This window comes from Saccharopolyspora sp. NPDC003752 (genome assembly GCF_053605825.1).
Genome location: NZ_JBSGJZ010000020.1, coordinates 105,531 through 126,092 on the forward strand (window position 1 = coordinate 105,531; position 20,562 = coordinate 126,092).

General features: G+C 70.1%; 20 protein-coding genes. 12 read left to right on the top strand and 8 right to left on the bottom strand.

Translation table 11 applies throughout. The features are described 5' to 3' along the window. Positions 1 to 175: 175 nt before the first annotated feature. The 4 genes from ACWEV3_RS25050 to ACWEV3_RS25065 are packed head-to-tail and all read left to right on the top strand — an operon-like array spanning position 176 to position 4,491. On the top strand, positions 176 to 1,207 hold the full coding sequence (locus ACWEV3_RS25050) for an aminotransferase class I/II-fold pyridoxal phosphate-dependent enzyme (protein WP_452616254.1): 1,032 nt from the start codon (positions 176 to 178) through the stop codon (positions 1,205 to 1,207). 1 nt (position 1,208) lies between these two features. After that, positions 1,209 to 2,216, top strand: coding sequence for a polyprenyl synthetase family protein (locus ACWEV3_RS25055; RefSeq protein ID WP_452616255.1), 1,008 nt, complete (start codon positions 1,209 to 1,211; stop codon positions 2,214 to 2,216). Positions 2,217 to 2,218: 2 nt separating this feature from the next. Then, positions 2,219 to 3,202 carry a UbiA family prenyltransferase gene (locus ACWEV3_RS25060; protein ID WP_452616256.1) on the top strand — a complete coding sequence of 328 codons (984 nt, stop codon included), beginning with the start codon at positions 2,219 to 2,221 and terminating at the stop codon, positions 3,200 to 3,202. After that, complete coding sequence (locus ACWEV3_RS25065) at positions 3,199 to 4,491, top strand: FAD-dependent oxidoreductase (protein WP_452616257.1); 1,293 nt, start codon at positions 3,199 to 3,201, stop codon at positions 4,489 to 4,491. Before ACWEV3_RS25060 ends, ACWEV3_RS25065 begins: the two co-directional genes overlap by 4 nt. 23 nt (positions 4,492 to 4,514) lie before the next feature. Here the strand turns inward: ACWEV3_RS25065 and ACWEV3_RS25070 are convergent, their stop codons facing one another. After that, positions 4,515 to 5,543, bottom strand: coding sequence for a methyltransferase (locus ACWEV3_RS25070; protein WP_452616284.1), 1,029 nt, complete (start codon positions 5,541 to 5,543; stop codon positions 4,515 to 4,517). Between the two features lie 181 nt (positions 5,544 to 5,724). Between ACWEV3_RS25070 and ACWEV3_RS25075 the strand changes: the two genes are divergently transcribed. Beyond that, positions 5,725 to 6,582, top strand: a complete 858-nt coding sequence (locus ACWEV3_RS25075; protein WP_452616258.1) for a TauD/TfdA dioxygenase family protein — start codon at positions 5,725 to 5,727, stop codon at positions 6,580 to 6,582. Positions 6,583 to 6,741: 159 nt separating this feature from the next. Here ACWEV3_RS25075 and ACWEV3_RS25080 read toward each other — a convergent pair whose 3' ends face one another. The 7 genes from ACWEV3_RS25080 to ACWEV3_RS25110 all read right to left on the bottom strand — a co-directional run bounded on the left by ACWEV3_RS25080 (position 6,742) and on the right by ACWEV3_RS25110 (position 15,066). Further along, positions 6,742 to 8,166, bottom strand: coding sequence for an MFS transporter (locus ACWEV3_RS25080; RefSeq protein WP_452616259.1), 1,425 nt, complete (start codon positions 8,164 to 8,166; stop codon positions 6,742 to 6,744). Positions 8,167 to 8,424: 258 nt separating this feature from the next. Next, complete coding sequence (locus tag ACWEV3_RS25085; RefSeq protein WP_452616260.1) at positions 8,425 to 9,579, bottom strand: S8 family serine peptidase; 1,155 nt, start codon at positions 9,577 to 9,579, stop codon at positions 8,425 to 8,427. Beyond that, positions 9,576 to 13,514: a type VII secretion protein EccCa gene (gene eccCa, locus ACWEV3_RS25090; protein ID WP_452616261.1), complete on the bottom strand. Its 3,939-nt coding sequence runs from the start codon at positions 13,512 to 13,514 to the stop codon at positions 9,576 to 9,578. The genes ACWEV3_RS25085 and eccCa overlap by 4 nt, the downstream gene beginning before the upstream one ends. Positions 13,515 to 13,921: 407 nt before the next feature. Then, entirely contained in the window at positions 13,922 to 14,158 is a 237-nt protein-coding gene (locus ACWEV3_RS25095) for a hypothetical protein (RefSeq protein WP_452616262.1), read from the bottom strand. 2 nt (positions 14,159 to 14,160) lie between these two features. After that, the gene (locus ACWEV3_RS25100) at positions 14,161 to 14,670 is read right to left on the bottom strand and encodes a hypothetical protein (protein WP_452616263.1); all 510 of its coding nucleotides are present in this window, start codon (positions 14,668 to 14,670) and stop codon (positions 14,161 to 14,163) included. Beyond that, positions 14,667 to 14,888, bottom strand: coding sequence for a hypothetical protein (locus ACWEV3_RS25105; RefSeq protein WP_452616264.1), 222 nt, complete (start codon positions 14,886 to 14,888; stop codon positions 14,667 to 14,669). Before ACWEV3_RS25105 ends, ACWEV3_RS25100 begins: the two co-directional genes overlap by 4 nt. Further along, the gene (locus ACWEV3_RS25110; protein WP_452616265.1) at positions 14,881 to 15,066 is read right to left on the bottom strand and encodes a hypothetical protein; all 186 of its coding nucleotides are present in this window, start codon (positions 15,064 to 15,066) and stop codon (positions 14,881 to 14,883) included. The genes ACWEV3_RS25105 and ACWEV3_RS25110 overlap by 8 nt, the downstream gene beginning before the upstream one ends. A gap of 192 nt (positions 15,067 to 15,258) precedes the next feature. Here ACWEV3_RS25110 and ACWEV3_RS25115 point away from each other — a divergent pair, with 192 nt between their 5' ends. From ACWEV3_RS25115 to ACWEV3_RS25145, 7 genes are all read left to right on the top strand, one after another. Beyond that, positions 15,259 to 16,113, top strand: a complete 855-nt coding sequence (locus tag ACWEV3_RS25115) for a helix-turn-helix domain-containing protein (protein ID WP_452616266.1) — start codon at positions 15,259 to 15,261, stop codon at positions 16,111 to 16,113. A gap of 30 nt (positions 16,114 to 16,143) precedes the next feature. Then, positions 16,144 to 16,347: a DUF397 domain-containing protein gene (locus ACWEV3_RS25120; protein WP_452616267.1), complete on the top strand. Its 204-nt coding sequence runs from the start codon at positions 16,144 to 16,146 to the stop codon at positions 16,345 to 16,347. Between the two features lie 115 nt (positions 16,348 to 16,462). Further along, entirely contained in the window at positions 16,463 to 17,884 is a 1,422-nt protein-coding gene (eccD, locus tag ACWEV3_RS25125; RefSeq protein ID WP_452616268.1) for a type VII secretion integral membrane protein EccD, read from the top strand. A gap of 39 nt (positions 17,885 to 17,923) precedes the next feature. Continuing rightward, a complete protein-coding gene (eccB, locus tag ACWEV3_RS25130) occupies positions 17,924 to 19,321 on the top strand; it encodes a type VII secretion protein EccB (protein WP_452616269.1) in 1,398 nt (465 codons plus the stop codon). 156 nt (positions 19,322 to 19,477) lie between these two features. Beyond that, positions 19,478 to 19,780 carry a hypothetical protein gene (locus ACWEV3_RS25135; RefSeq protein WP_452616270.1) on the top strand — a complete coding sequence of 101 codons (303 nt, stop codon included), beginning with the start codon at positions 19,478 to 19,480 and terminating at the stop codon, positions 19,778 to 19,780. A gap of 34 nt (positions 19,781 to 19,814) precedes the next feature. Continuing rightward, positions 19,815 to 20,102, top strand: coding sequence for a WXG100 family type VII secretion target (locus ACWEV3_RS25140; protein ID WP_452616271.1), 288 nt, complete (start codon positions 19,815 to 19,817; stop codon positions 20,100 to 20,102). A 78-nt stretch (positions 20,103 to 20,180) separates the two neighbouring features. Further along, positions 20,181 to 20,558, top strand: a complete 378-nt coding sequence (locus ACWEV3_RS25145) for a hypothetical protein (protein WP_452616272.1) — start codon at positions 20,181 to 20,183, stop codon at positions 20,556 to 20,558. Positions 20,559 to 20,562 lie beyond the last annotated feature (4 nt).

The following is a 20,562-nucleotide window of genomic DNA, read 5'->3' on the forward strand; positions in this document are numbered from 1 at the left end:
CGTTTCGCGGCCGGCCGATCCTCCGATCCGCCCGGCCCGAATCCCGGTCTTCCTCGTTTCGGTCAAGCCTGTTCGCCTTTCGCCGCCCCATCGGCCGCGACCGGATTCCGCTGCGCGGTGAGAACGTGTGCACGTCATGAACGGAGATCAGCCTGTGACTATCATCCGGCACCAATTGTCCCTGAACGAGAATTTCGCGGCGCCCTTGCCCGGAGTGCGCGAGGCCATTGTGGACGGAGCCGGTCGGGTCAACCTGACGCTCGACGCGATGTCCTCCGGGTTGACGCGGGCGATCGCCGGACATTTCGGGCTGGATTCCGCGCAGGTGTTCGTCGGCCCCGGCTCGGGGGCGCTCCTGCAGCAGTTCCTCACCGCCTTCGCGGGTGGCGGCGAGGTCGTGCACGCGTGGCCGTCGTTCGAGATGTATCCGCTGCTGGTGGGCAATGCGGGTGCCACGGCGGTGCCGGTGGCGCTCCGGGAGGACGCTCACGACCTGGCGGCGATGGCCGACGCGGTCACCGAGCGGACCAAGGTCGTGCTGCTGTGCAATCCGAACAACCCGACCGGAACCGTGTTCGGCGAGGCCGAGATGCGGGCGTTCCTGGACCGCCTGCCCGCCGGCGTCCTCGTGCTGATCGACGAGGCGTACGCCGATTTCGCCGACCGATCCGCGATCGCCGACGGCATCCGGCTCGCCGCCGAAGATCCGCGCGTTTGCGTGGTGCGCACCTTCTCCAAGTCCCACGGGCTGCTCGGGCTCCGGGTCGGTTACCTGATCGCCGACGAGGCAGTGGTCACCGGACTCCGGCCCGGCTCGTACTTCTTCCGGGTCAGCACCGTGGCGCAGGATGCCGCGATCGCCGCGCTGCGCGCCGAGGAGGTGATGCGACGGCAGTGCGCCGAAGTCGCCGCCGAACGCGACCGGGTGCACGAGCGGTTGCTCGCGCTCGGCCTGGAGGTGCCCCACAGCCATGGCAACTTCCACTGGCTGACGCTCGGCGAGGCGAACGAGTCGTTCGTGCGCTTCTGCGCGGCCGGTGGCATCGAGGTGCGGACGCTCGCCGGCGGCGCCGGGGTCCGGGTGACGGTCGGCACTCCCGAGGCCAACGACGCATTGCTCGAACTCACCCGGCGTTTCCTGCACGGCGACGAACCGCCGGGCGGCGACTCCCCGGCGCGGCAGTCGGTTTCCGTCGATCGCGCCTGACATGACCAACACCGAAACCTACGCGGTGCCCACCGGATTCGGCTCCCCGGAACTGATCGGGCTGCTCAACCGCGAGATGCGGAAGAGGTGGTCGGCGGTCGCCGAGCGGACCGACCAGATGGCCGGCTACGCACTGCTGGCGCCCGGCAAAATGCTGCGACCGATGCTGCTGCTCACCTCGGCGGATGCCACCGGCGGCGACAGCGCACAGCTGCTACCGGCCGCCCTTGCCGTGGAATACCTGCACGTGGCCACGCTGGTGCACGACGACATCATCGACGATGACGACCTGCGCCGGGGCCGGCCCACCGTGCACGCCCACTACGGCATGCCCGACGCGCTGGTCACGGGCGATTTCCTGATCCTGAACATGACCAGCGCACTCCTCGAATGCACGGCCGTGCAGCCGGCCGCCGTGCTCGAAGCGGCCCGGGTGCTGTCCACCGCGGGATCCGATGTGTGCCGGGGGCAGGTCCGGGAAGCCGGCATGGCCGGCGATCTGAACTGCCCGGTCGGCGACTACCAGGAAATGGTGGCGCTCAAGACCGGCGCGCTGTTCCGGGGCGCCTGCCGGGCCGGGGCGATCCTCGGTGGCGCCACCGCCGAACACGCCGACGCCGTCACCCGGTATGCCGAGCATCTCGGCGTGGGCTTCCAGATCTTCGACGATCTGCTGCCCTATCTGGCCGATTCCCCGACGACGGGCAAGCCGGCCACCAGCGACGTGGCCAATCTGCGCCCCACCTTCCCGGTGCTCGTCGGCTACCAGGCCGCCGGGGACGGCGACCGGCGCCGGTTCGCCGAGGCGTTGTCGGGCCGGCTGCCGGTCGCGGATTCGCACCGGCTCATGCGAGAGCTCCTGATCACCACCGGAGCGCTGGACCTCAGCCGGGCGCGCGCCGCGGAAGAGATCGCCTGGGCCCGAGAGAGCATCGCGGACCTGCCGGGGACAGCGGCGGTCGAGCAGATGCTGGCCATCGCCGATCTGTCCATCGACCGGAACCGGTAGCCATGCGCGACCGATGGGAGCGAGCGCGCCGGAGCCTGTGGGCGCACGTGCAGACCTGCCGGCCGTACACGCTTTGCTATCCGGTGCTCGTGGGCGTCGCGGGGGCCGGTGTCGGCGGCGCGGCCGGGCTCGCCGAGTTCGTCATCGCCGGCTGCGGGCCCGCGTTCGGCTGGCTGTCCGGGCACTACCTCGGTGACTACTTCGACCGGGAGCTGGACCGGGTCGCGAAACCGCAGCGCCCCATCCCGTCCGGAAGGCTGCCGGCCGGGACCGCGCTCACCTGCGGCATCGGGTTCGCGGTCGGCGCGGCGACGCTGCTGACCTGGGCGAACTGGCGGACGCTGCTGCTGGTGGTCGTGGCACTGGGCGGAATCGTGGCCTACAGCAGGTTCTGCAAGGCCCGTGGTCTCTCCGGGAACCTGGTGCGCGGCCTGATCACCGCGCTGGCCTTCCTGATCGGCTCCATGGTCGTCGATCCGCTGCCCGGTTGGCCGGCGGTCGTGTTCTCCGCGGTCTTCCTGCTGCACGACACGGCGTCCAATCTGGTCGGCACGCTCCGCGACGTGGACGGCGATCGCGCCGCCGGTTACCGGTCGGTGCCCGTGCGATACGGGATGCGCTACGCCACCCGGCTGACCGCGGTTCTGTACGTCTCGGCGATCGTCAGCGCTGCATTCGGCCTCTTGCTGCCGCACCGGCCCGGCTACCCGGTGCTGCTCGCCGTAGCGGCCTGCGTCGGCCTGGTCGCGGTGCTGCCGCTGCTGTGGCTGGCGCCGACGCTGAGCCAGGCTCGTGCGTTGCGGGCACATGAGCTCCTGGTCGCCGAACGCCTCGTTCTCGCCGGCGCGGTCCTCGCTCGCACCGTCCCCGCGTTCACGGTCGGTTCGCTGCTCGTCCTGGTGCTGGTCTTCAGCCTGTGGACCCAGGCCGTGATGCGGTCGAAACACGAAATCGCCGCCGACGACAAGGAGACCCAGCCGACATGAGCTCTCCCGCTTTCGAGGAAGTCGGCACCGAGCGTGCGGACGTCGTGGTCTGCGGGGCGGGTGTGGGCGGCCTGGCCGCCGGACATGCGCTCGGCTCGCTGGGGCTGCGGGTCGTGGTCGTCGAGAAGCAACCGAGGGTGCCCCGGATACCGAAGGGCGAGGTGCTGCAACCCGGGGCGTTGAAGATCCTGGATGCGTGGGGAGTCACCGAACGCCTGGAACGTCAAGGCTCGGTACGGCTTTCCGCGCTGGTCGCCTGCGAGGGCCGGGGTGACGCCCGGATGTCGCTGGACTACACGCAGTTGCCGGAAGCGACCAACTGGCTGCTGTCGGCCGACCACGAGTCGATCCTGGGCGCGCTCGCCGAAAGCCTGCCGGAGACCGTCGGGCTTCGCCGCGGTGTGACGGTCCGCGAGGCGGTTCGCGACGACACCGGACGAATCACCGGAGTGACCGTGCGGGAAGGCGGAGGTGCGCACGAAATCCGCGCACCGCTGGTGATCGCGGCCGACGGCGTTTCATCGCGGCTCCGGCGTGCGGCGGGCATCGACGCGAACCGGAAGGACTACCCGCACCGGCTGGTCGCCCTCGACATCCCCGACGTGCCCGGCGCGGCGGCGGAGGTGACCGCCTATGTCACCGACCGCGGTCTGCGAATGCGCTATCCGCTGCCCGGGGACCGGATCCGGCTCTACGTCCAGGTGGAACCGGACGAGCTCCGGGGCATGGAGCAGGACGCGATGCGGCGCTGGGGTGACGCGCTGATCGCGGAACTGCCCGATCTGGCGGCGTTCGAGGACCAGTTGCGGGGCAGTCTGCAGAACCGGCAAACGCTTCCGGTGGCCCGGTTCGTCGCCGACGGCCTGTCCGCGCCCGGCATGGCTCTGGTCGGCGAAGCGGCCCATTCGGTGCATCCGATGGCGGCGCAAGGCATGAACAGCGCCATCTACGACGCCCACGCCCTGAGCACCTGCCTCGCCGACCGGTCGCTCGAAGCGTCCGATGTGGACATCGCGCTGGTCGATTACCACCGCCGACGCCTGCCCGAACTGCGCCAGATCGGCAAGATCAGCCACAACGCCGCGCGCATGCTGACCGACCTGTCGTGGGTGGGCCGCACGATCGGCCGGCGGGCGCTGCGGAACACCGGTGCCAACCAGCGGCTCAGCTTCACCGTCATGCACAACCTGGCCGGTCTCGGCCTGCACCGGCTTTCGCCGTTCGACCGGCTCTGCCAGCTCGGGTTGCTGCCGGATCCGCTGGCCCGGCGCCGGCCCGGATGGGCATGAGGACCGGCGCCGTGCCAGGGGCGTTACCGCGTGCTGCACTCCACGACGACGAGGCCACCGGGCCAGGTGCGGGTCTCGGTCAGGCTCAGTCCCGCCTTGCCGACCAGCGCCTCGAAGTCCGCGACGCTGCGTTCCTGGCCGCCCAGCAGCACCAGGGACTGCAGGTCGAAGGAGGTGTTCTGCTTGGCGTGGTCGTCGCCGGCGAGAACTTCCACGACCAGTACCCGGCTGCTGTCGCCGGCGGCTTCGGCGCAGCGCCGCAGAATCCGCACCGCGTCCTCGTCGTTCCAGTCCGTGAGCACGCGGGAAACCAGGTAGACGTCCCGGCCGGGCGGCAGCGGGTCGAAGAAACTGCCCGGCACGAACGAGATCTGCCCTGCCACGCCCGCCTCGGCCATGAACTGCCCGGCCTCCGGGGCGACCGCCGGCAGATCGAGCACCTCGCCACCGAGGTGCGGATTGGCCCGGACGACCTCGGCGAGCAGGGCACCTTGCCCGCCGCCGACGTCGATGACGGTCCGCGTCCGCGTCCAGTCGAACTCCGTGGCCAGCACCGGTCCGGTCTGCCAGGCGTAGGCGGCCATGACGCCGCCGAAGAAGCGCCGGAGGTCGTCGTTGCCTTGGTAGTCGTCCCAGAACGGGGTGCCGTGCACCGTGCCGTAGGCCGACGTGCCGGTGCGGATGGAGTGCAGCATGCCGCTGAACGCCAGGTCCATCCGGGTGCCCGGCCCCTCCAGGTCGAGCCAGTCCCGCAACCACTTGCCGTCCCCGGAGAGCAGCTGCCGGGACAATGCCGTCAGTCCGTAGTTGCCCGGCTCGGTCTCGGCGAACAGTCCGATGTGGACGAGGTGGCGCAGCAGTCGCGCCAGGGATTCCCGGTGTGCCCCCGTGGCGGTCGCGAGCGGACCGAGTTCGGTCGTGCCCCCGGACACCAGCTCGGGCAACCGCAGCGTCACCGCGACGCGAATGGCGAAAGGTGTTGCCAGATCGATGAGCCTGGCCAGTTCGAGACTCGTCTCGGTGGCAGCATCTTGAGATTCCGCGGAATCCATGGACACCTGTTTCCCTTCGAATTGAAGACCCGACCGCCTCCTTCTTCCCATCCTTACCGGCCGCCGGTCGTCGCGTCAACGACCGCGATCACGAGGAGAGCAGCATCGGATTCCCCGGTGCGGGCTCGCGCAAGCATGCCAGGAATATGCGGGTACAAAGGGAAAATGAGGTGACCGTCCAATGGCGAGCAACGACATCGACGTACGTCCCGTCTCCGGTGCACTGGGCGCCGAGGTGCGCGGCCTGGATCTGGAGGAGCTGACCGAGGAATCCTTCGCGCAGTTGCACGATCTGCTCATGGAGAATCTCGTGCTGTTCTTCCCGGAGGCCGATCCGCTCTCCGCCGAGGCGCACAAGAACTTCGGCCGCTTCCTGGGAGAACTGGAGGTGCATCCGTTCCTGCCCAAATTGGACGGACACCAGGAGATCGTGGTGCTCGACTCCGATCAGGGCGCGAAGGCCGACGTCTGGCACACCGACGTGACCTTCCAGGCGAATCCGCCGGTCGCGTCCATCCTGCAGATCGTGCAGTGCCCGCCGCGCGGCGGCGACACGATGTGGAGCAACCAGTACCTGGCCTACGAGGCCCTCTCCGCGCCGCTCCGGGATTTCCTGGACGGGCTGACGGCCGTGCATGCCTTCACGCACCCGAACGGCACCTCCTTCGAGGCCGAGCACCCGGTGGTGCGCGTGCATCCGGTGACCGGCAGGCGATCGCTGTACGTGAACCGGATGTTCACCATGAACATCCCGCAGCTGCGCCGGGCGGAAAGCGATGTGCTGCTCGAACACCTCTTCACCGTGGCGGAGCGCCCGGAGAACATCTGCCGGTTCGGCTGGCGGCCGGGCGCGATCGCCATGTGGGACAACAGGGCCACCCAGCACTACGCCGTCAACGACTACACCGAGCGCCGCGTCGGGCACCGCGTGACGATCCTGGGTGACGATCCGAAGGGCGACGAGCCGCGCTGGCCGCACCTCGCGGACGCCGGAGTCACCGCCGCCGACTTCCGGCAGCGAGCCGGCAACGGGGGATGACGGCATCGGCCCGCCGCGGCCGCCCCGATGTGCGCCGTCCTGCCCCGGCCTGGACACCAACATCGGAACCCCACCGGCGAAACCGCCGGTGGGGTTCCGATGCGCGCAGATCCACAGCCGGAATCGTGCGGGCACGCGGTCTTTCCGTCGACGACCGGGCTACCGGTCCGCGGAACGCGCGGAGCCAGGCAGGAAGGCGGCGATCACCAGGGCGACGAGCGCGGCGACCGCGCCGATGGTCAGCACGACGCGGAACCCGTCGAGCGAGGGGACCGCCGCGCCGCCCAGGTCGATCGTCAGGTGCGCGAGCACGACCCCCGCGACCGAGCTGGACAGCGAGGTGCCGATGGAGCGCATCAGCGTGTTGAGGCTGTTGGCCGCCGCGGTCTCGGACACCGGCACGGCGGCCATGATGAGCGCGGGCATCGCGGCGTAGGCGAGTCCGACGCCGACGCCGACGATGCTGGAGACGATCACGAGCTGCCAGATGCCCGACATCATCACTTGGCTCAAGCCGTACCCGATGGCGACCACGAGCGCGCCGGCCATCAGCGTGACCTTCGGTCCCCTGGTCCGCGAGATCCGCGCCGACACCGGTGCCATCGCCATCATGATCAGCCCGTTCGGCGCCATCACCAGGCCCGCCACGAGGAGCGACTGCCCGAGCCCGTGCCCGGTGGCCGCGGGCAGCTGCAGCAGTTGCGGGACGACCAGGGACATCGCGAACATCGCGAACCCGAACACCGCGGAAGCGATGTTGGTGAGCAGCACCTGGCGGCGCACGGTGGTGCGCAGGTCGACCAGCGGCTGCGGCGCGCGCAGTTCCCACCAGCCCCACACCGCCAGCACCGCAAGTCCGGCGACGAGCAGTCCGGGTGTCAAACCGCCGGTCCAGCCCCAGTCCGCGCCCTTGGAGATCACCAGCAGCAGGCACAGCAACGCGACCGACAGGCCCACCGCGCCCGGCAGGTCGAACCGCCCGCCGGTGCGGACGCCCGACTCCGGCACGAGCGAGACCACGAGCACTGCGCCGACGGTGCCGAGGGCCGCGGCCATCCAGAACAGGGTGCGCCAGTCGGCGTTCTCGGCGATGAACGCCGCCGCGGGCAGCCCCAGCGCCGCGCCGACGCCGAGGGAGGCGGTCATCACCGCGGTCGCGCCGCTGAGCCGTTCCGACGGCAGCTCGTCGCGCATGATGCTGACGCCCAGCGGGATGACGCCGGCGGACAAACCCTGCAACACCCGCCCGGTCAGCATCGGTGCGAGCCCGCTCGACAGCGCGCAGACGACCGAGCCCAGCACCAGAACCCCGAGGCTGAACAGCAGCATCCGCCGCTTTCCGTACATGTCGCCGAGCCGGCCGACGGTGGGCGTGGCGATGGCTGCGGCGAACAGCGCGGCGGTGATCGCCCACGCGGCGTCCGCCGCGCTCGCGTTCAGCATCCCGGGCAGCTTGGGCACCAGCGGGATCATCAGGGCCAGCGTGAGCGAGACGACGATGCCGCTGAACGCCAGCACCGGGACGACGGTGCCCGGCCGCACCTGCGGAGCTGCGACGGGCGGCGTGCTGGAGGCACTGGTCATGGTCGGATGAGCTCCCATCATCTGCGCGGTCGGGCGACTCGGAGTCCGGCGGGCCCCGCGAAGCCTTCAACCACCGAAGCGTCGCGATCATGCCGGTAGCGCCTGTCCTTCCCGGACAGGAGCAGCGTTTTCAGGGTTTTCCTCCACCTGTGGCGGGCCGGATCACTTCCCCGGTACCGCGAAAGCACCAGGGCGCATCCGCCGGAAGGTTGATCGGTGCTGATCGACTTCGGTGGTGATGCGGCGGATGCCGCCCGGTCAGGAGTCCGGCGCGTTCCAGGCCGATCGCCAGCCCCGCTTGCGGGCCCGCCGGATGAGCGCCACCGCGATCGGGCCGATCAGCGCCGCCGCGCTCGCCGCGATGGCCACCACCAGCGCTACCGTCCCCGGCAGCGGGTCGACCACGGGAACCGGTGGCAGCTGGACGTTCGGCGCTCGCACGGGCATCGCGTGCTCCCCGGTTTCGGCGGGCAGCACCGCGGTGACGGCGGCGTGCGGGTTGACCACCCCGAAGCCGCGCTGCGGATCGGGCAGCGCCGTCGACGGGTGGTCCGCGGTCGATTCCAGGCGGTGCCGGACCTCCGCAGGAGAGAGGTCGCGGTGGTAGTCGCGCACCAGCGCGGCGGCGCCGGCGACGAACCCGACCCCGATGCCGCCCGCGGACGCGATGAGGTGCCCGGCTCCTGCGGGGCCGATGCCGACGACGTTCTTGCCCGGCGCCACCAGCGAGGGGCGCACCGCCGACTTCGTCGGCGAGCCCTGCTCGTCGATGCCCGTGACCGCGAGCGCCTCCGGGAAACCCGCCGGGTACGGAACCCCGTCCTTCCCGGCATCCGCGTCGGCGGCGGCGACCACCAGCGCGTCGCGGGAGAGGGCGTAGGTCACCGCGGCCCGCAGGTCCGGCGCCGCGACCGGAGTGCCGACCGTGACCGCGATGACCCGGGCGCCCGAATCCGCGGCCTGCCGGATGCCCGCGGCCAGCCGGCCGGGGTCGACCTCGGCCGCGTCGTTGGTCACCCGGATCGGCAGGATCTGCGCCCCCGGCGCGATGCCGGTGAACCCGGTTCCGGGCATCGGGCGGGCCGCGGCCACCCCGGCGATGAACGTGTCGCGGCCGGAGCAGTCGTTGTCCGCCGAGCCCGCCCCGGCCAGGTTTAGCCCGGGACGGACGGCCCCGGCCAGGGCCGGGCTCGCCGCGCTGACCCCGGTCCCGACGACGGCGACGACCGTCGATTCGCCACGGCTGAAACCCCACACGCGCTCCGGAGCCAGCCGCTGCAGGGACCATCCCGCCGCCTGGGTCACCTTGTCGGCGGGCGGGGCGCACTGCTGTTGCGCGGTCAGCGGCGGCGCGACCCAGGCGAGCGTCGACACGACGAGCGCCGCTGTCGCCGCGACGGCCCGGCCCCTCACGCCCGGCTCCCGGTCTCCGCCACCGCGCCGCGCGGTTCCAGCCAGCCGGTCTGCAGCAGCGTCGCGCTCCGTCGGGTCACCAGGTGCGCGCGCCCGGCGGGCAGCTGCTGCGGGCGCATCCCGTTCAGCAGCGGCATTTCCGTCGGCGGGCACGACAGCGCCAGGTCCGGGGTGTTGGACTCCTGCATGCGCCGCACCACGGAGTCCATCGACAACCGGGACGACCCGGCCGCGCTGCGGGCCAGGATGACGTGCAGGCCGATGTCGGTGGCCTGCGGGAGCAGGTCCAGCAGGGCGTCCAGCGGTCCACCCATGCCGGAGGCCAGCAGGTCGTAGTCGTCGACGAGGATGAACACCTCCGGCCCCGACCACCAGTCGCGACGCTGGAGCTGCTGCGGCGTGACGTCCACGCCGGGCAACCGCTCCCGGAGCTCCCCGGCGGCCTGGCCCACGAGCTCGGCCGCCGCCGCCGCGGAGAAGGCGAAACCCCGCCGGTACTCGTCGGGCACCGCTTCGAGCAGCACGCGGCGGGAGTCCACCAGGATCAGTTCGGCCTCGCCGGGGGCGTACTGCTTCGGGATCGCATCGGCGATCAGCCGCAGCAGGCCGGTCTTGCCGCTGGCGTTGTCGCCGAGCACGGTCAGGTGGGGCTGCTGGTTGAAGTCGTGCCAGACCGGCTGCAGATCCGACTCGCCCAGGCCCAGCGCCACCCGCAGCTTCCCTTCCGGCGCAGGGAGATCGGCGGCATCCAGCACCGACGGCAGCATCCGCACCTGGGCCGCCTCCGGGCCGTCCCAGTTGTCGGCGACCGCTTCGGAGAGGCGTCGCGCACCCTGGGCGAGATCGTCGGTCCGCCGCAGCCCGTCGATGCGCGGCACGGCGCTGAGGAAGTGCAGCTTGTCCATGGTCAGGCCGCGTCCGGGGTTGCGGGGCACGCCGGCCGCCGCGCGCATGTCGATCACGGAGTCGATCGAGTCGCCCAGCCGCAGCTCCAGCCGGGTGCCGAGCTGGTCGCGCAGCGCGCTGTGGATGTCGGCCCACCGGCTGGTGGTCACCATCAGGTGCACGCCGTAGGTCAGGCCCCGCGAGGCGAGCTGGCGGATCGTCTGGTCGTGCTGCTCGAAGTCGGCACGCAGCGTGCCCCAGTTGTCCACGACCAGGAACACGTCGCCGAACGGATCGTCCGGGACCTTGCCCTGCCGGCGCATCGCCCGGTACTCGGCCATGCTCTCCACGCCGAGCTGGGCGAACCGCTTCTCGCGGTTGGCGAGCACGCTCTGCACCTCCGCCACGGTTCGGCTGACGCGTTCGCCGTCCATCCGCCCGGCGATTCCGCCGACGTGCGGCAGCTCGCTGAGCGTCTGGAGCGTGCCGCCACCGAAATCCAGGCAGTAGAACTGGACTTCGCTGGGGGAGTGGGTGAGCGCGAGCCCGGCGATCAGGGTCCGCAGCAGCGTGCTCTTGCCGGACTGGGGACCGCCCGCGATGCCGACGTGACCGCCGACGCCGGAAAGGTCCACCAGGTAGAGGTCTCGGGCCTGTTCGTAGGGCTTGTCGATCACGCCGACCGGCGCGACGAGGTCGCCCCGCCCAGCCCCGGACGCGATCAGCCCGAGCTGGGGGTGCGGCGTCAGCGGCGGCAGCAGTTCGTCCAATGTGGGCGGTTCGGTCAACGGCGGCAGCCAGACCTGGTGCGCCGGCGGGCCCTGGCCGCGCATCCGGCTGACCGCCACCTCCAGCAGCGTTTCGGTGTTCTCGTCGGTTCCTTCGGCCTCGGGAACCGGTTCCGGCGGCAGGTCGTCGCGGATCTCCGGAAGCCGGGCGGCCCCGAACGGAACCACCTGCCTGCTGATCTCGGCCTTGCGCTGTTCCGCGGTGCGCCGCTTGAACGGCGCCGAAACGTAGGCGGCCTTGAAGCGCGACAGCGTCGCGACATCCGAACGCAGGTAGCCGTTGCCCGGCGCGCTGGGCAGCTGGTAGGCGTCGGGGACGCCGATGACCGACCGGCTTTCCATCGCCGAGAAGGTGCGCAGGCCGATCCGGTAGGACAGGTGGCTTTCCAGCTTGTGCATCCGGCCGTCGTCGATGCGCTGGCTGGCCAGCAGCAGGTGCACGCCGAGGGAGCGGCCGAGGCGGCCGATCATCACGAACAGCTCGGCGAAGTCCGGGTGCGACGCGAGCAGCTCGCTGAACTCGTCGACCACCAGGAACAGGCTCGGCATCGGCGCCAGCGGCGCGCCGCCGGCCCGGGCCTTCTCGTAGTCCAGCAGGGAGCTGTAGTTGCCCGCCTTGCGCAGCAGTTCCTGCCGCCGCGTCATCTCGCCTTGCAGGGCGTCCTGCATGCGCGTGACCAGCGGGGCCTCGTCGGCGAGGTTGGTGATCACCGCCGAGGTGTGCGGCAGCTGGTCGAGCCCCAGGAACGTGGCGCCGCCCTTGAAGTCCACCAGGACGAAGTTGAGGATCTCCGACGAGTGGTTGATCGCCATCGCGAGCACGAGGGTGCGCAGCAGCTCGCTCTTGCCGGAGCCGGTCGCGCCGATCAGCAGGCCGTGCGGGCCCATCCCGCCCTGCGCCGATTCCTTGATGTCCAGCTCGACCTTGCTGCCGTTCTCGGCGATCCCGATCGGCACCCGCAGCCGGTCCTGCGGCGCCGTGCGGGCCCAGATCCTGGCCGGGTCGAGCTGGTCCATCTCGCCGACGTCGAGCAGCGCGCCGAGGTCGAAATCGGTCACCATAGGCTCGACGATGTCGGTGTTGGCGCTGAGCCGGAACGGCGCCAGGGTGCGCGCCAGCGACTCGGCCTTGCCGACGCTGAGCGAGTCGGGGCGGCCGAGCTCGGTGCGGACTTCGGCGCCGGACCGGTTGAGCCGGATCATCTCGATCTTGTCCGCCGCGACCTCCAGCCGCAGGGTCGTGCGTTGCGGCTGGCCGGCCATTTCCAGGCTCAGCACCGTGGCGTTGCGGTATCCGGCGCCCGCCAGGCGGGATTCCGGCGGGGCCGACACGCCGTCCAGGATCATCAGCACGAACGGCTCGTCCCGGGTCGGGCTCGCGCCCGCCTCGAACCGGCCGCGGTCGGCGAGCTCGCTGCCGAGCAGCGCCTCCAGCCCCTGGATCGAGTCCGTGAGCATCCGCACCTGCCCGGCGCCGTCCTGCTCGCTGCCGTGCTGCGCGTGCGGCAGCCACTTCACCCAATCCCACTCCGGCATCCGGTCGGAGCCGGCGCAGACCGCGATCCGCAGGTCGTCGGGGGAGTGGAAGGTCGCCAGCTGGGCGAGCATCGCGCGGGTCAGCCGCCGCGCGGCCTCGGTGTCGCCGCGCATCTGCACCTGCGAGAAACCGCGCAGGAACAACGCGGTCGGCAGATTGTCCACTGTGGTGTAAGCGCGGATGAAGCGGCGGAGGGCGCGTGCCGACAGCGGCTCCAGGTCCTCCACCGGCTTGGACTGCACCGGCGTCATCTTCAACGCCAGCCGCTGGGCGGACAGGCCGATGCGGATCTCGGCGAAGTCGGCGTGCGAGAGCCGCCGCTCCCACAGCCGGCCGCTCATCGCGACCGACCACAACCCGGCCGGATCCGGGTGCCGCCACGCCAGGGCCTTGCGCTGGTCGGCGGCGACCCCGCGCACCTGCTTGCGCATCTGCCCCAGGTAGCGGAGGTAGTCCCGGCGCTCACCTTGCAGCCGTCGCTTGCGCTCACCGATACCGCGGCCCATCTGCCCGAAACCCATGGCCAGCATGCCCACGGCCATCACCGCGACCATGACCAGCCCGATGCCGCCCATGCCACCGGAAGAACCCCGGCCCATGAACATCATCATCATCGCGGCGGAGCCGAGGGCCATCGGCAGGTACATGAGCAGCCCGCCGAAACCACCGCTGACCTGCTCGGGAATGACGGGCGGCTCCTGCAGCGAAAGCTCCCCGCTGGGCATGGTGGGTGGCTTCTGCCGCGCCGGACGCCGAAAAGCCGTCACACTCACAGTGGATCAGTCCTTCCTCGGGTACTCCCTACCCAAGGACACGGATGCCGCCCCGCGAGCGGGTCAGTCGCCGTGGTCGTGAGTGCGTGTGGTCGCTGCAGCAGCCATGACCACTCACGACCGTCGAAGACCAAGCCCTCCCCGCTCGGCCTTCCCGAATCCGGCGACGGCGTGCCGGGGGTGGCTTGGTGGACGGCCGGGACGAGCCGGGGGATTTCCACCCGGCCGTCCAGTGCCGGTTTCGCGCGAAAGCGCCGATTCGCGTGGGGCGTGGTGGCGGTTTCGCGCGAAAGCGCCACCGCCTGTCAGGCGCCGGGTGCCTTCGGGACGAGCCGGGGGAGCCATACCGAAGCGATCCGTCAGGTTCGCCGGAAGATCTCGGCGATTTTCGGGAGCTCATCCCGCGTTCGCGGCGTGTCGGCAAGTGCGACCCGGCGTTCTTCCTCGTGAGCGGTTTCGGTGTCCTGGTCCCGGTTCGGCCACGTCGGCGTTGCAGGCTCGATCACGGGGGTGAACCAGCCGCGAGACGACTCGACCGTGTTCTGCCAGCCGACCCCAGAAGCGATGATCCCGGCCCCGCGGTGTTTTCCTGCCATGACTAGAAGTCCTCCTTGCTCGCGATGGAAAGGCACGCGTCGTGCATCGGCCAGTTCTCCGGCGGGCGGCCGTACGGCCCCCACCCGATCTCGCCGCAGATCCCGAGCACGACGGTTCCGCGCTGGTAGTTCGCCGTCGGCTCGTTCGGGTCCACGTAGTGGACGACTCGCTCCCGCCATGAGGGTGCGTACATCAGCATTGCGCCCGCCCTGTCGACGCGAACCTCCGCCGGGCTCACCACCGGGAGCTCCCTCAGGAACACTGCCGGAGCAATTTCGAGCTCGGCGGGCATGATCGGCGCGTCGCCGGCGAGAGCGGCAGCCATGAAGCACGTCATGCACGGTGTTCCCGTGAAGTGGCCGATGATCTCCGCTTCGTCCGGGGTGATCCGGTCGCCGCACACGGCGATCCACACCGCCGGATCACATTCGGGCACCCGGTAGGCATGAACCTCCGGCGGGCATCGCAGAGCTGTTGGAGCGCCGAGACGGCGGGCGAGTACGACCGTCATTCCGCCGCCTCCCGCTGCTCGCCGTGGTGACCACTGGCCGGTCCTGAACAATGAGACCGGCGCGCAGCCAGAGCGGCACGGCGTGCGGCGAGCGCTCGGCGCGACGACCCGGGACGAAGGCGGAAACGGCGGTACTCGTCGAAGAGTTCGTAGATCAGCCGTCCCCAGACGATCACGAACATGAACGGGACAACAGGCCACAGCAGCGCGTCAACCACGCCGACCACCCCGCACGAAGTGCCGAAGCCGGTGGAGCCGGCCGGAGGTTCTGCCACGGGCGATCACCCACCAATCGGAATCGCGGACGGCGTCGGCGGCAGCGACGGCGAGCACGGCCAGGCCGATCAGGGCGAGCGCGGCGAACGCGACCATGTCGGCAAACGAGTCCGGCGGCATCGGGATCGCATCCCTTCGTGACGTTGCGGTGTGTGTCTGATCAACTACACGGCGCACATTAGCTAGACGCACGTGCGTATAACAACGTGCATTTATGCACGTGCGCCTAACTTGCACTCGATCTGACGAACGCGCTCAGGGAGACGTGCGCGTGAAAGACTGCGGCCATCAGCAGCACCAGGAGGTACGAGCGTGTCCACGAAGCCCGGTCCGAGTGTCCGGCGTCGCCAGCTCGGCGCGATGTTGCGGAAGCTGCGCAACGACGCAGGAAAGAGTCGCAAGGATGCCGCCGACTGGATCGAGATCAGCGAGTCGAACATCTCCCGGATCGAGCTCGGGAGGCAGGCGATCAAGGTCGCCAGCGTTCGCGCGTTGAGCCAGCTCTACAACCTCGACGCGGACACGACCGAAGCGCTCGTCAAGCTCGCTCGCGAAGCCAACCAGCGCGGCTGGTGGGCGGCGTACCGCCAGACGATCCCGGAATGGGCACGGCAAGTCGTTGGCTATGAAGCCGACGCCGTTGAGCTGTGGAACTACCAAGCGGAGTACATTCCCGGTCTGCTGCAAACGCCCGACTACCTACGGGCGATCACCCGTGTCGCGCATCCCGAGATCACCGGCGACGAGCTCGAACGACTCGTCACGCTTCGCCGCGAACGCCAGTCACAGCTCAAAGATGGCCAGCCGAACGCCCGTTACTACCTGAATGAGGCCGTACTTCGCCGCTGGCCAACGGACGACCCTGCCACCATGCGCGGGCAACTCGACTACGTCGTGGAGGCGTCGAAGCGCGAGTACGTCTCCATCCGCGTTGTCCCGTTCAGCGCTGGTCTTCACTCGGCCATGTCCAGCAGCTTTGTCATGCTCCAGTTCCCCGACGAGGATCGTCCCGCCTTCGTGTACATCGAGCATGATCGGGGCAGCGTCTACCAGGAAGATCCGGGCGACGTGGAGCGCTATATGTTCATCGCGGACGAGCTCGACAAGGTCGCTATGAGTCAAAACGACACACGAGATCTACTCGTTGAGCTCGCCCGGAAACCGTGAAGCGAGCAAAGGGAAGGGGCAGAGCGGCCAATGCCCACAAACACCTACAGCGGGTGGCGCAAGTCCACCCGTAGCAACCCGCAGGGCGAATGCGTCGAAGTCGGGTTTTCGGTCGACGGTGGTATGACCGGTATCCGTGACACGAAGGACCGTGACGGCGGGACCTTAGAGGTGTCCCGGTCCACCTGGGCGGCGTTCCTCGACGCCGTTCGTCGCGGCGACGTGACCGACTGACGTAGCAGCCGACACCGCGCCCCGTCTCCCCTGCGGAGGCGGGGCGCGGTCTGCGTTCCGGCAACAGGTTCCGAACGCGGTGAACCCTCCGGGCGGTGGGGTCCGTGTCAGGGGCATGACAGGAAAGCCGGCTCAGCCGACAGTCGCCTCCGGTGAGGTTTGTCGGCTTACGATCCAGGGACCTTCGTCGCGGACCGAACTCGCCGTTCCCGCGCACGTTCCGATCGCCGACCTGATGCCGACGTTCATCGACCACCTCGGTTCCGGGCTCGGCAACGCCGGGCTGGAACACGACGGCTGGGTGGTGCAAAGGCTCGGTGAGCCGCCGCTGGAAGAGGACATGGGTACCGCCGCGCTCGGGCTCTACGACGGCGACATCCTCTACCTGCGGCCGCGCAACGATCAGCTGCCGCCCGCCGACTTCGACGATCTCGCCGACGGTGTCGCCACCGGCATCCGCAGCAACCGCCAGGACGTGTGGCGGCCGGATTCGACCAGGCGGCTGTTCGTCGGCCTGCTCGGGACGGCGCTGGCCCTGGCGCTGCTGCTGACGCCCGCCGTGGAAATCGGCTGGCTGGTGGCGATCGTCGCCGGCTGCTCCTCCATCGCGCTGCTGGCGAGCGCGGTGCTGGCGTCCCGCGCCATCGGGGACCGGGTGATCGCGCAGTCACTGCTCGCGGCGTCGGTGGCCTTCGCCGCGGAAGCGGGCTGGGCATTGCCGGTGCTCGACGAGTCGCTGTTCGAGGCGCCCGGGCTGCTGCTGGGACCGAGCCTGACGACCGCCGGGGTGTTCATGGCCGCGGCGACCATGGGCAGGTTCGCGGTGGGCGGCGGTTTCGGCGCCGGCTACCTCGCCGCCGGGCTCGCGGCCGTGCTGGCCGCGCTGGTCGGCGTGTTCTCGATCACCGGCGTGCTCTCGATGGGCGGCACGGCGGCGGTCGTGCTCGTCGTGACCCTGCTGCTGGGCACCCGCGTGCCGCGGATCGCCGCACGAATGGCCGGGCTGCAAGTGCCGCCGCTGCCCACTTCCGCCGAACAGTTCCAGGAAGGCATCGACCCCGAGCCGGGACGCGAGATCATGGCCCGCACCGCGCGGGCGGACTGGAACGTCACGGCGCTGCTCTGCGGGCTCGGCGTGGTGGTGACCGGATGCCTGACCGCGCTCGCGTGGACCCCGGGCTGGGCTTCGCCGACGCTGGCCGCCGCCGCTTCCTTCCTGCTGCTCCTGCACTCCCGCGAGTTCGTCGGCGCACGGCAGCGGATCGCGACGCTCGTGCCCGGGGTCATCGGACTGCTGATGCTGGTCTCCGCGATGTGCCTGCTCCTGCCGCCGGTCCTGCGGATCACCGTCATCGCGGGCCTGATCGTGCTGGCGGGGCTGCTGCTCGCCGGTGCCCGCTCGCTGCCGGGCCGGACGCTCCTGCCGCACTGGGGGCGGGCAGGCGACTGGGCGCACATGACGCTGGCCATCGCCATCGTCCCGCTGATGCTCGCCGCGCTCGATCTCTACGCGGTGGTGAGGGCGGCATGGGCGTGATCGCGAACGCGACTCCGGGCAAGTGGGAAGGGAGGCATCGTGCACTCGCGCAGTGACCAGGTCCAGGCGCATTCGTTCATGACCGCGCGTGTCGTCTCGGCGCTGGTGCAGGCCGACCCCGACGCGCCCAACCCGCCGCTGCGCCGGACGCCGCTGGGGTACGTGATCGGCCTGATGATCGCGATCCTCATCGTCGCGGGATTCGCGCTGTTCGGCGCGCTCGGCTACGGCGGCGCCCTCGACTGGCGGCAGCCGGGGAAGCTGATCGTCGAGAAGGAAACCGGCATCCGGTACCTGCTGAGCACCGACGGGACCCTGCGGCCGGTGCTGAACTACGCCTCGGCGCGGCTGCTCGGCGCGAAGGACGTCGCCCGGGTGCCGAGCTCGACGCTGGCCGACGTTCCGCGCGGCACCCCGATCGGCATCGTCGGCGCACCCGAGGCGCTGCCCGGAAAAGCCGCCGGCCAGGACCTTTCGTGGCTGGTGTGCGCGAGCACCGAACGCGACGCCGCCGGGGCCGAGCATCCCGCGCTGAAGGTGACAGTCGGCGGTTCCGCCGACATCGCGCAGGACGGCGGCGACCGGGCCGCGCTGGTGCGCGCGAGCGACGGCACCGAATACCTGGTGTGGCGGGACAAGCGGATGAAGCTCGGTGCGCCGTGGGTCGCGCCGGTGCTCGGATACGACAGCTCGAAGGCGTTGCCGGTCCGGGATTCCTGGCTCAACGCGATGCCCGCGGGCCCGGGCCTGAAGCCGGTGACCGTGCCCGGTCTCGGATCGCAGGGACCGAACCTCGGTGGGCAGCCGGCCGTGATCGGCCAGGTCTTCAAGGTCGACGTCGTCGGGCGCCCCACGACCTACCACATGCTCACGCGCAACGGCCTCATGCCGCTGAGCCAGACCGCCGCCCAGCTGGCGCTGGGCAACCCGGATTCCCCGGCCCAGAACGCGCGCGACCTTCCGCCGGCCGTCATGGCTTCCAGCCAGGTGACGCCGCCGCCGGAGACCATGGCGCAACTACCGGAACGTCCTCCGTCCCTTGTGGAGGTTGATGGTGACGACCCGTGCGTGTACACCGTTCCGGGCGCCGGGGACGCGGAATCCTTCCTGGTTTCGGCCACCTCGGACAACGGCGTCGTGGTGGCCGGACCGGGCCTGACCCGCGACGAGCTGACCGCCGATCGCATCGAGGTCAAGCCCGGCAGCGGGATGCTGGCCCGCACCCTGCCCGCTCCCGGAGTGCCGGGATCGGGGCTGTACCTGGTGACCGATTCGGGTGCGAAATACCCGATCCCGGACGAGAAAGCGGCTTCCGCGCTCGGCTTCGGCCTCACCGATGCCGTGCCGGTCCCGGCGCAGCTGCTGTCGCTGCTGCCGACCGGGCCGGTTCTCTCGCCGGACAAGGCATTAGGTGGTGATGCCCGGTCAGCACCGTGATTCGCCGCTGAGCGGAGGAAGAAATTGGAAGAGCTGGAAGCAGCTCGCATAGCACCCATGGGACGCCTGCTTCCCGTGGAGCCCATGGAAGCCATGGCAGCCGTGGAAGATCAGATTCTCATCCCGAAAACCGTCCACGTAGTAGGGAGTAGTCCAGTGGCAGACGCAGGTGGCATGTACGGCCTCGACGCCGGTGAAATGACCAAGATCATCACCGCGACCGACGACGCGCACAGCCGGATGACCCAGCTCAACAGCCGGGTGGAACAGACCGCCATGCAGGTGCAGATGGCCAACCAGTCCGACTCGGGCCGGCTGCAGGTGCAGAAGTTCCAGACCTGGCGGCAGGACTTCAACACGATCTCGACCCGTCTCCAGGAGCTCAACCAGAAGGTCAAGGACCTGCTCCGCACCGGTCAGTCGACCTCCGACTCGGCCACCGACCACGCCGGCCGCTGACCGCCGGTCCCGGATATTCAAGGGGAGAAGGAACATGACGCAGTTCGACATCCGCCACGGCGAGTTCGCCGCCGCGAACGACGCCCTGGTGGCCGCGGTCAAGGAAATGGGCGCCATCCTCGACAACCTCAACGAGGCCCTCAAGCGCAGCGAGGCGGCCACCCGCGGTAAGGCGCTGCCGCTGTGGCAGAGCAACCAGCAGCAGTGGAACCAGGCCTACGCGGACATGGCGAGGCAGCTGTCGTCCGGCGCGGACGCCTCCCGCCTGATCCACGAGGTGTTCACCGACGGTGACAACAAGGGCGCCTCGATCATGGGCTGACCGCCCTCGCCGGTGCGGGGCCCGCGCGTGGCGGGCCCCGCACCTCCCGCTCTTCCTTACGAGCATTGAGGAGATCCGATGGCTGACGAAAAGCAGGTGAAGTTCGACAGCGGGCAGTACAACAACCTGCTCAAGGACGTCGACGGCCAGGAAGAAGAGCTGAACAAGAAGTTCCTGAAAGCGAGTTCCGGGGTGCGGCTGGCGTCCGACTTCGGTGGCCGGGTCAAGATCGGCAGCCCCTCGTGGTCGGCGATCGAGACGTTCAACGGCAAGATGAACTCGTTCGGTGAGTCGACCGAGAAGATGAACAACGGGCTCAGCAAGGAATGGCGTTCCTTCACCAAGGCCCTCAACGAGGCGAAGAAGGTCTTCGAGGACACCGACGACCTCGCCCAGTACGAAGCCTCGAAGTTCACGGCGGAATACCCGGACCTGGCCCCGAAGGACAAGTCCTGATCCA

Excerpts from the sequence above, each read along its gene's own strand:
- ACWEV3_RS25055 (WP_452616255.1), top strand. The coding sequence starts at position 1,209 with ATGACCAACACCGAAACCTACGCGGTGCCCACCGGATTCGGCTCCCCG.
- ACWEV3_RS25060 (WP_452616256.1), top strand. The coding sequence starts at position 2,219 with ATGCGCGACCGATGGGAGCGAGCGCGCCGGAGCCTGTGGGCGCACGTG.
- ACWEV3_RS25065 (WP_452616257.1), top strand. The coding sequence starts at position 3,199 with ATGAGCTCTCCCGCTTTCGAGGAAGTCGGCACCGAGCGTGCGGACGTC.
- ACWEV3_RS25070 (WP_452616284.1), bottom strand. The coding sequence starts at position 5,543 with ATGGATTCCGCGGAATCTCAAGATGCTGCCACCGAGACGAGTCTCGAA.
- ACWEV3_RS25075 (WP_452616258.1), top strand. The coding sequence starts at position 5,725 with ATGGCGAGCAACGACATCGACGTACGTCCCGTCTCCGGTGCACTGGGC.
- ACWEV3_RS25080 (WP_452616259.1), bottom strand. The coding sequence starts at position 8,166 with ATGACCAGTGCCTCCAGCACGCCGCCCGTCGCAGCTCCGCAGGTGCGG.
- eccCa (WP_452616261.1), bottom strand. The coding sequence starts at position 13,514 with ATGCCCAGCGGGGAGCTTTCGCTGCAGGAGCCGCCCGTCATTCCCGAG.
- ACWEV3_RS25095 (WP_452616262.1), bottom strand. The coding sequence starts at position 14,158 with ATGGCAGGAAAACACCGCGGGGCCGGGATCATCGCTTCTGGGGTCGGC.
- ACWEV3_RS25100 (WP_452616263.1), bottom strand. The coding sequence starts at position 14,670 with ATGACGGTCGTACTCGCCCGCCGTCTCGGCGCTCCAACAGCTCTGCGA.
- ACWEV3_RS25110 (WP_452616265.1), bottom strand. The coding sequence starts at position 15,066 with ATGCCGCCGGACTCGTTTGCCGACATGGTCGCGTTCGCCGCGCTCGCC.
- ACWEV3_RS25120 (WP_452616267.1), top strand. The coding sequence starts at position 16,144 with ATGCCCACAAACACCTACAGCGGGTGGCGCAAGTCCACCCGTAGCAAC.
- eccD (WP_452616268.1), top strand. The coding sequence starts at position 16,463 with ATGACAGGAAAGCCGGCTCAGCCGACAGTCGCCTCCGGTGAGGTTTGT.
- ACWEV3_RS25140 (WP_452616271.1), top strand. The coding sequence starts at position 19,815 with ATGACGCAGTTCGACATCCGCCACGGCGAGTTCGCCGCCGCGAACGAC.
- ACWEV3_RS25145 (WP_452616272.1), top strand. The coding sequence starts at position 20,181 with ATGGCTGACGAAAAGCAGGTGAAGTTCGACAGCGGGCAGTACAACAAC.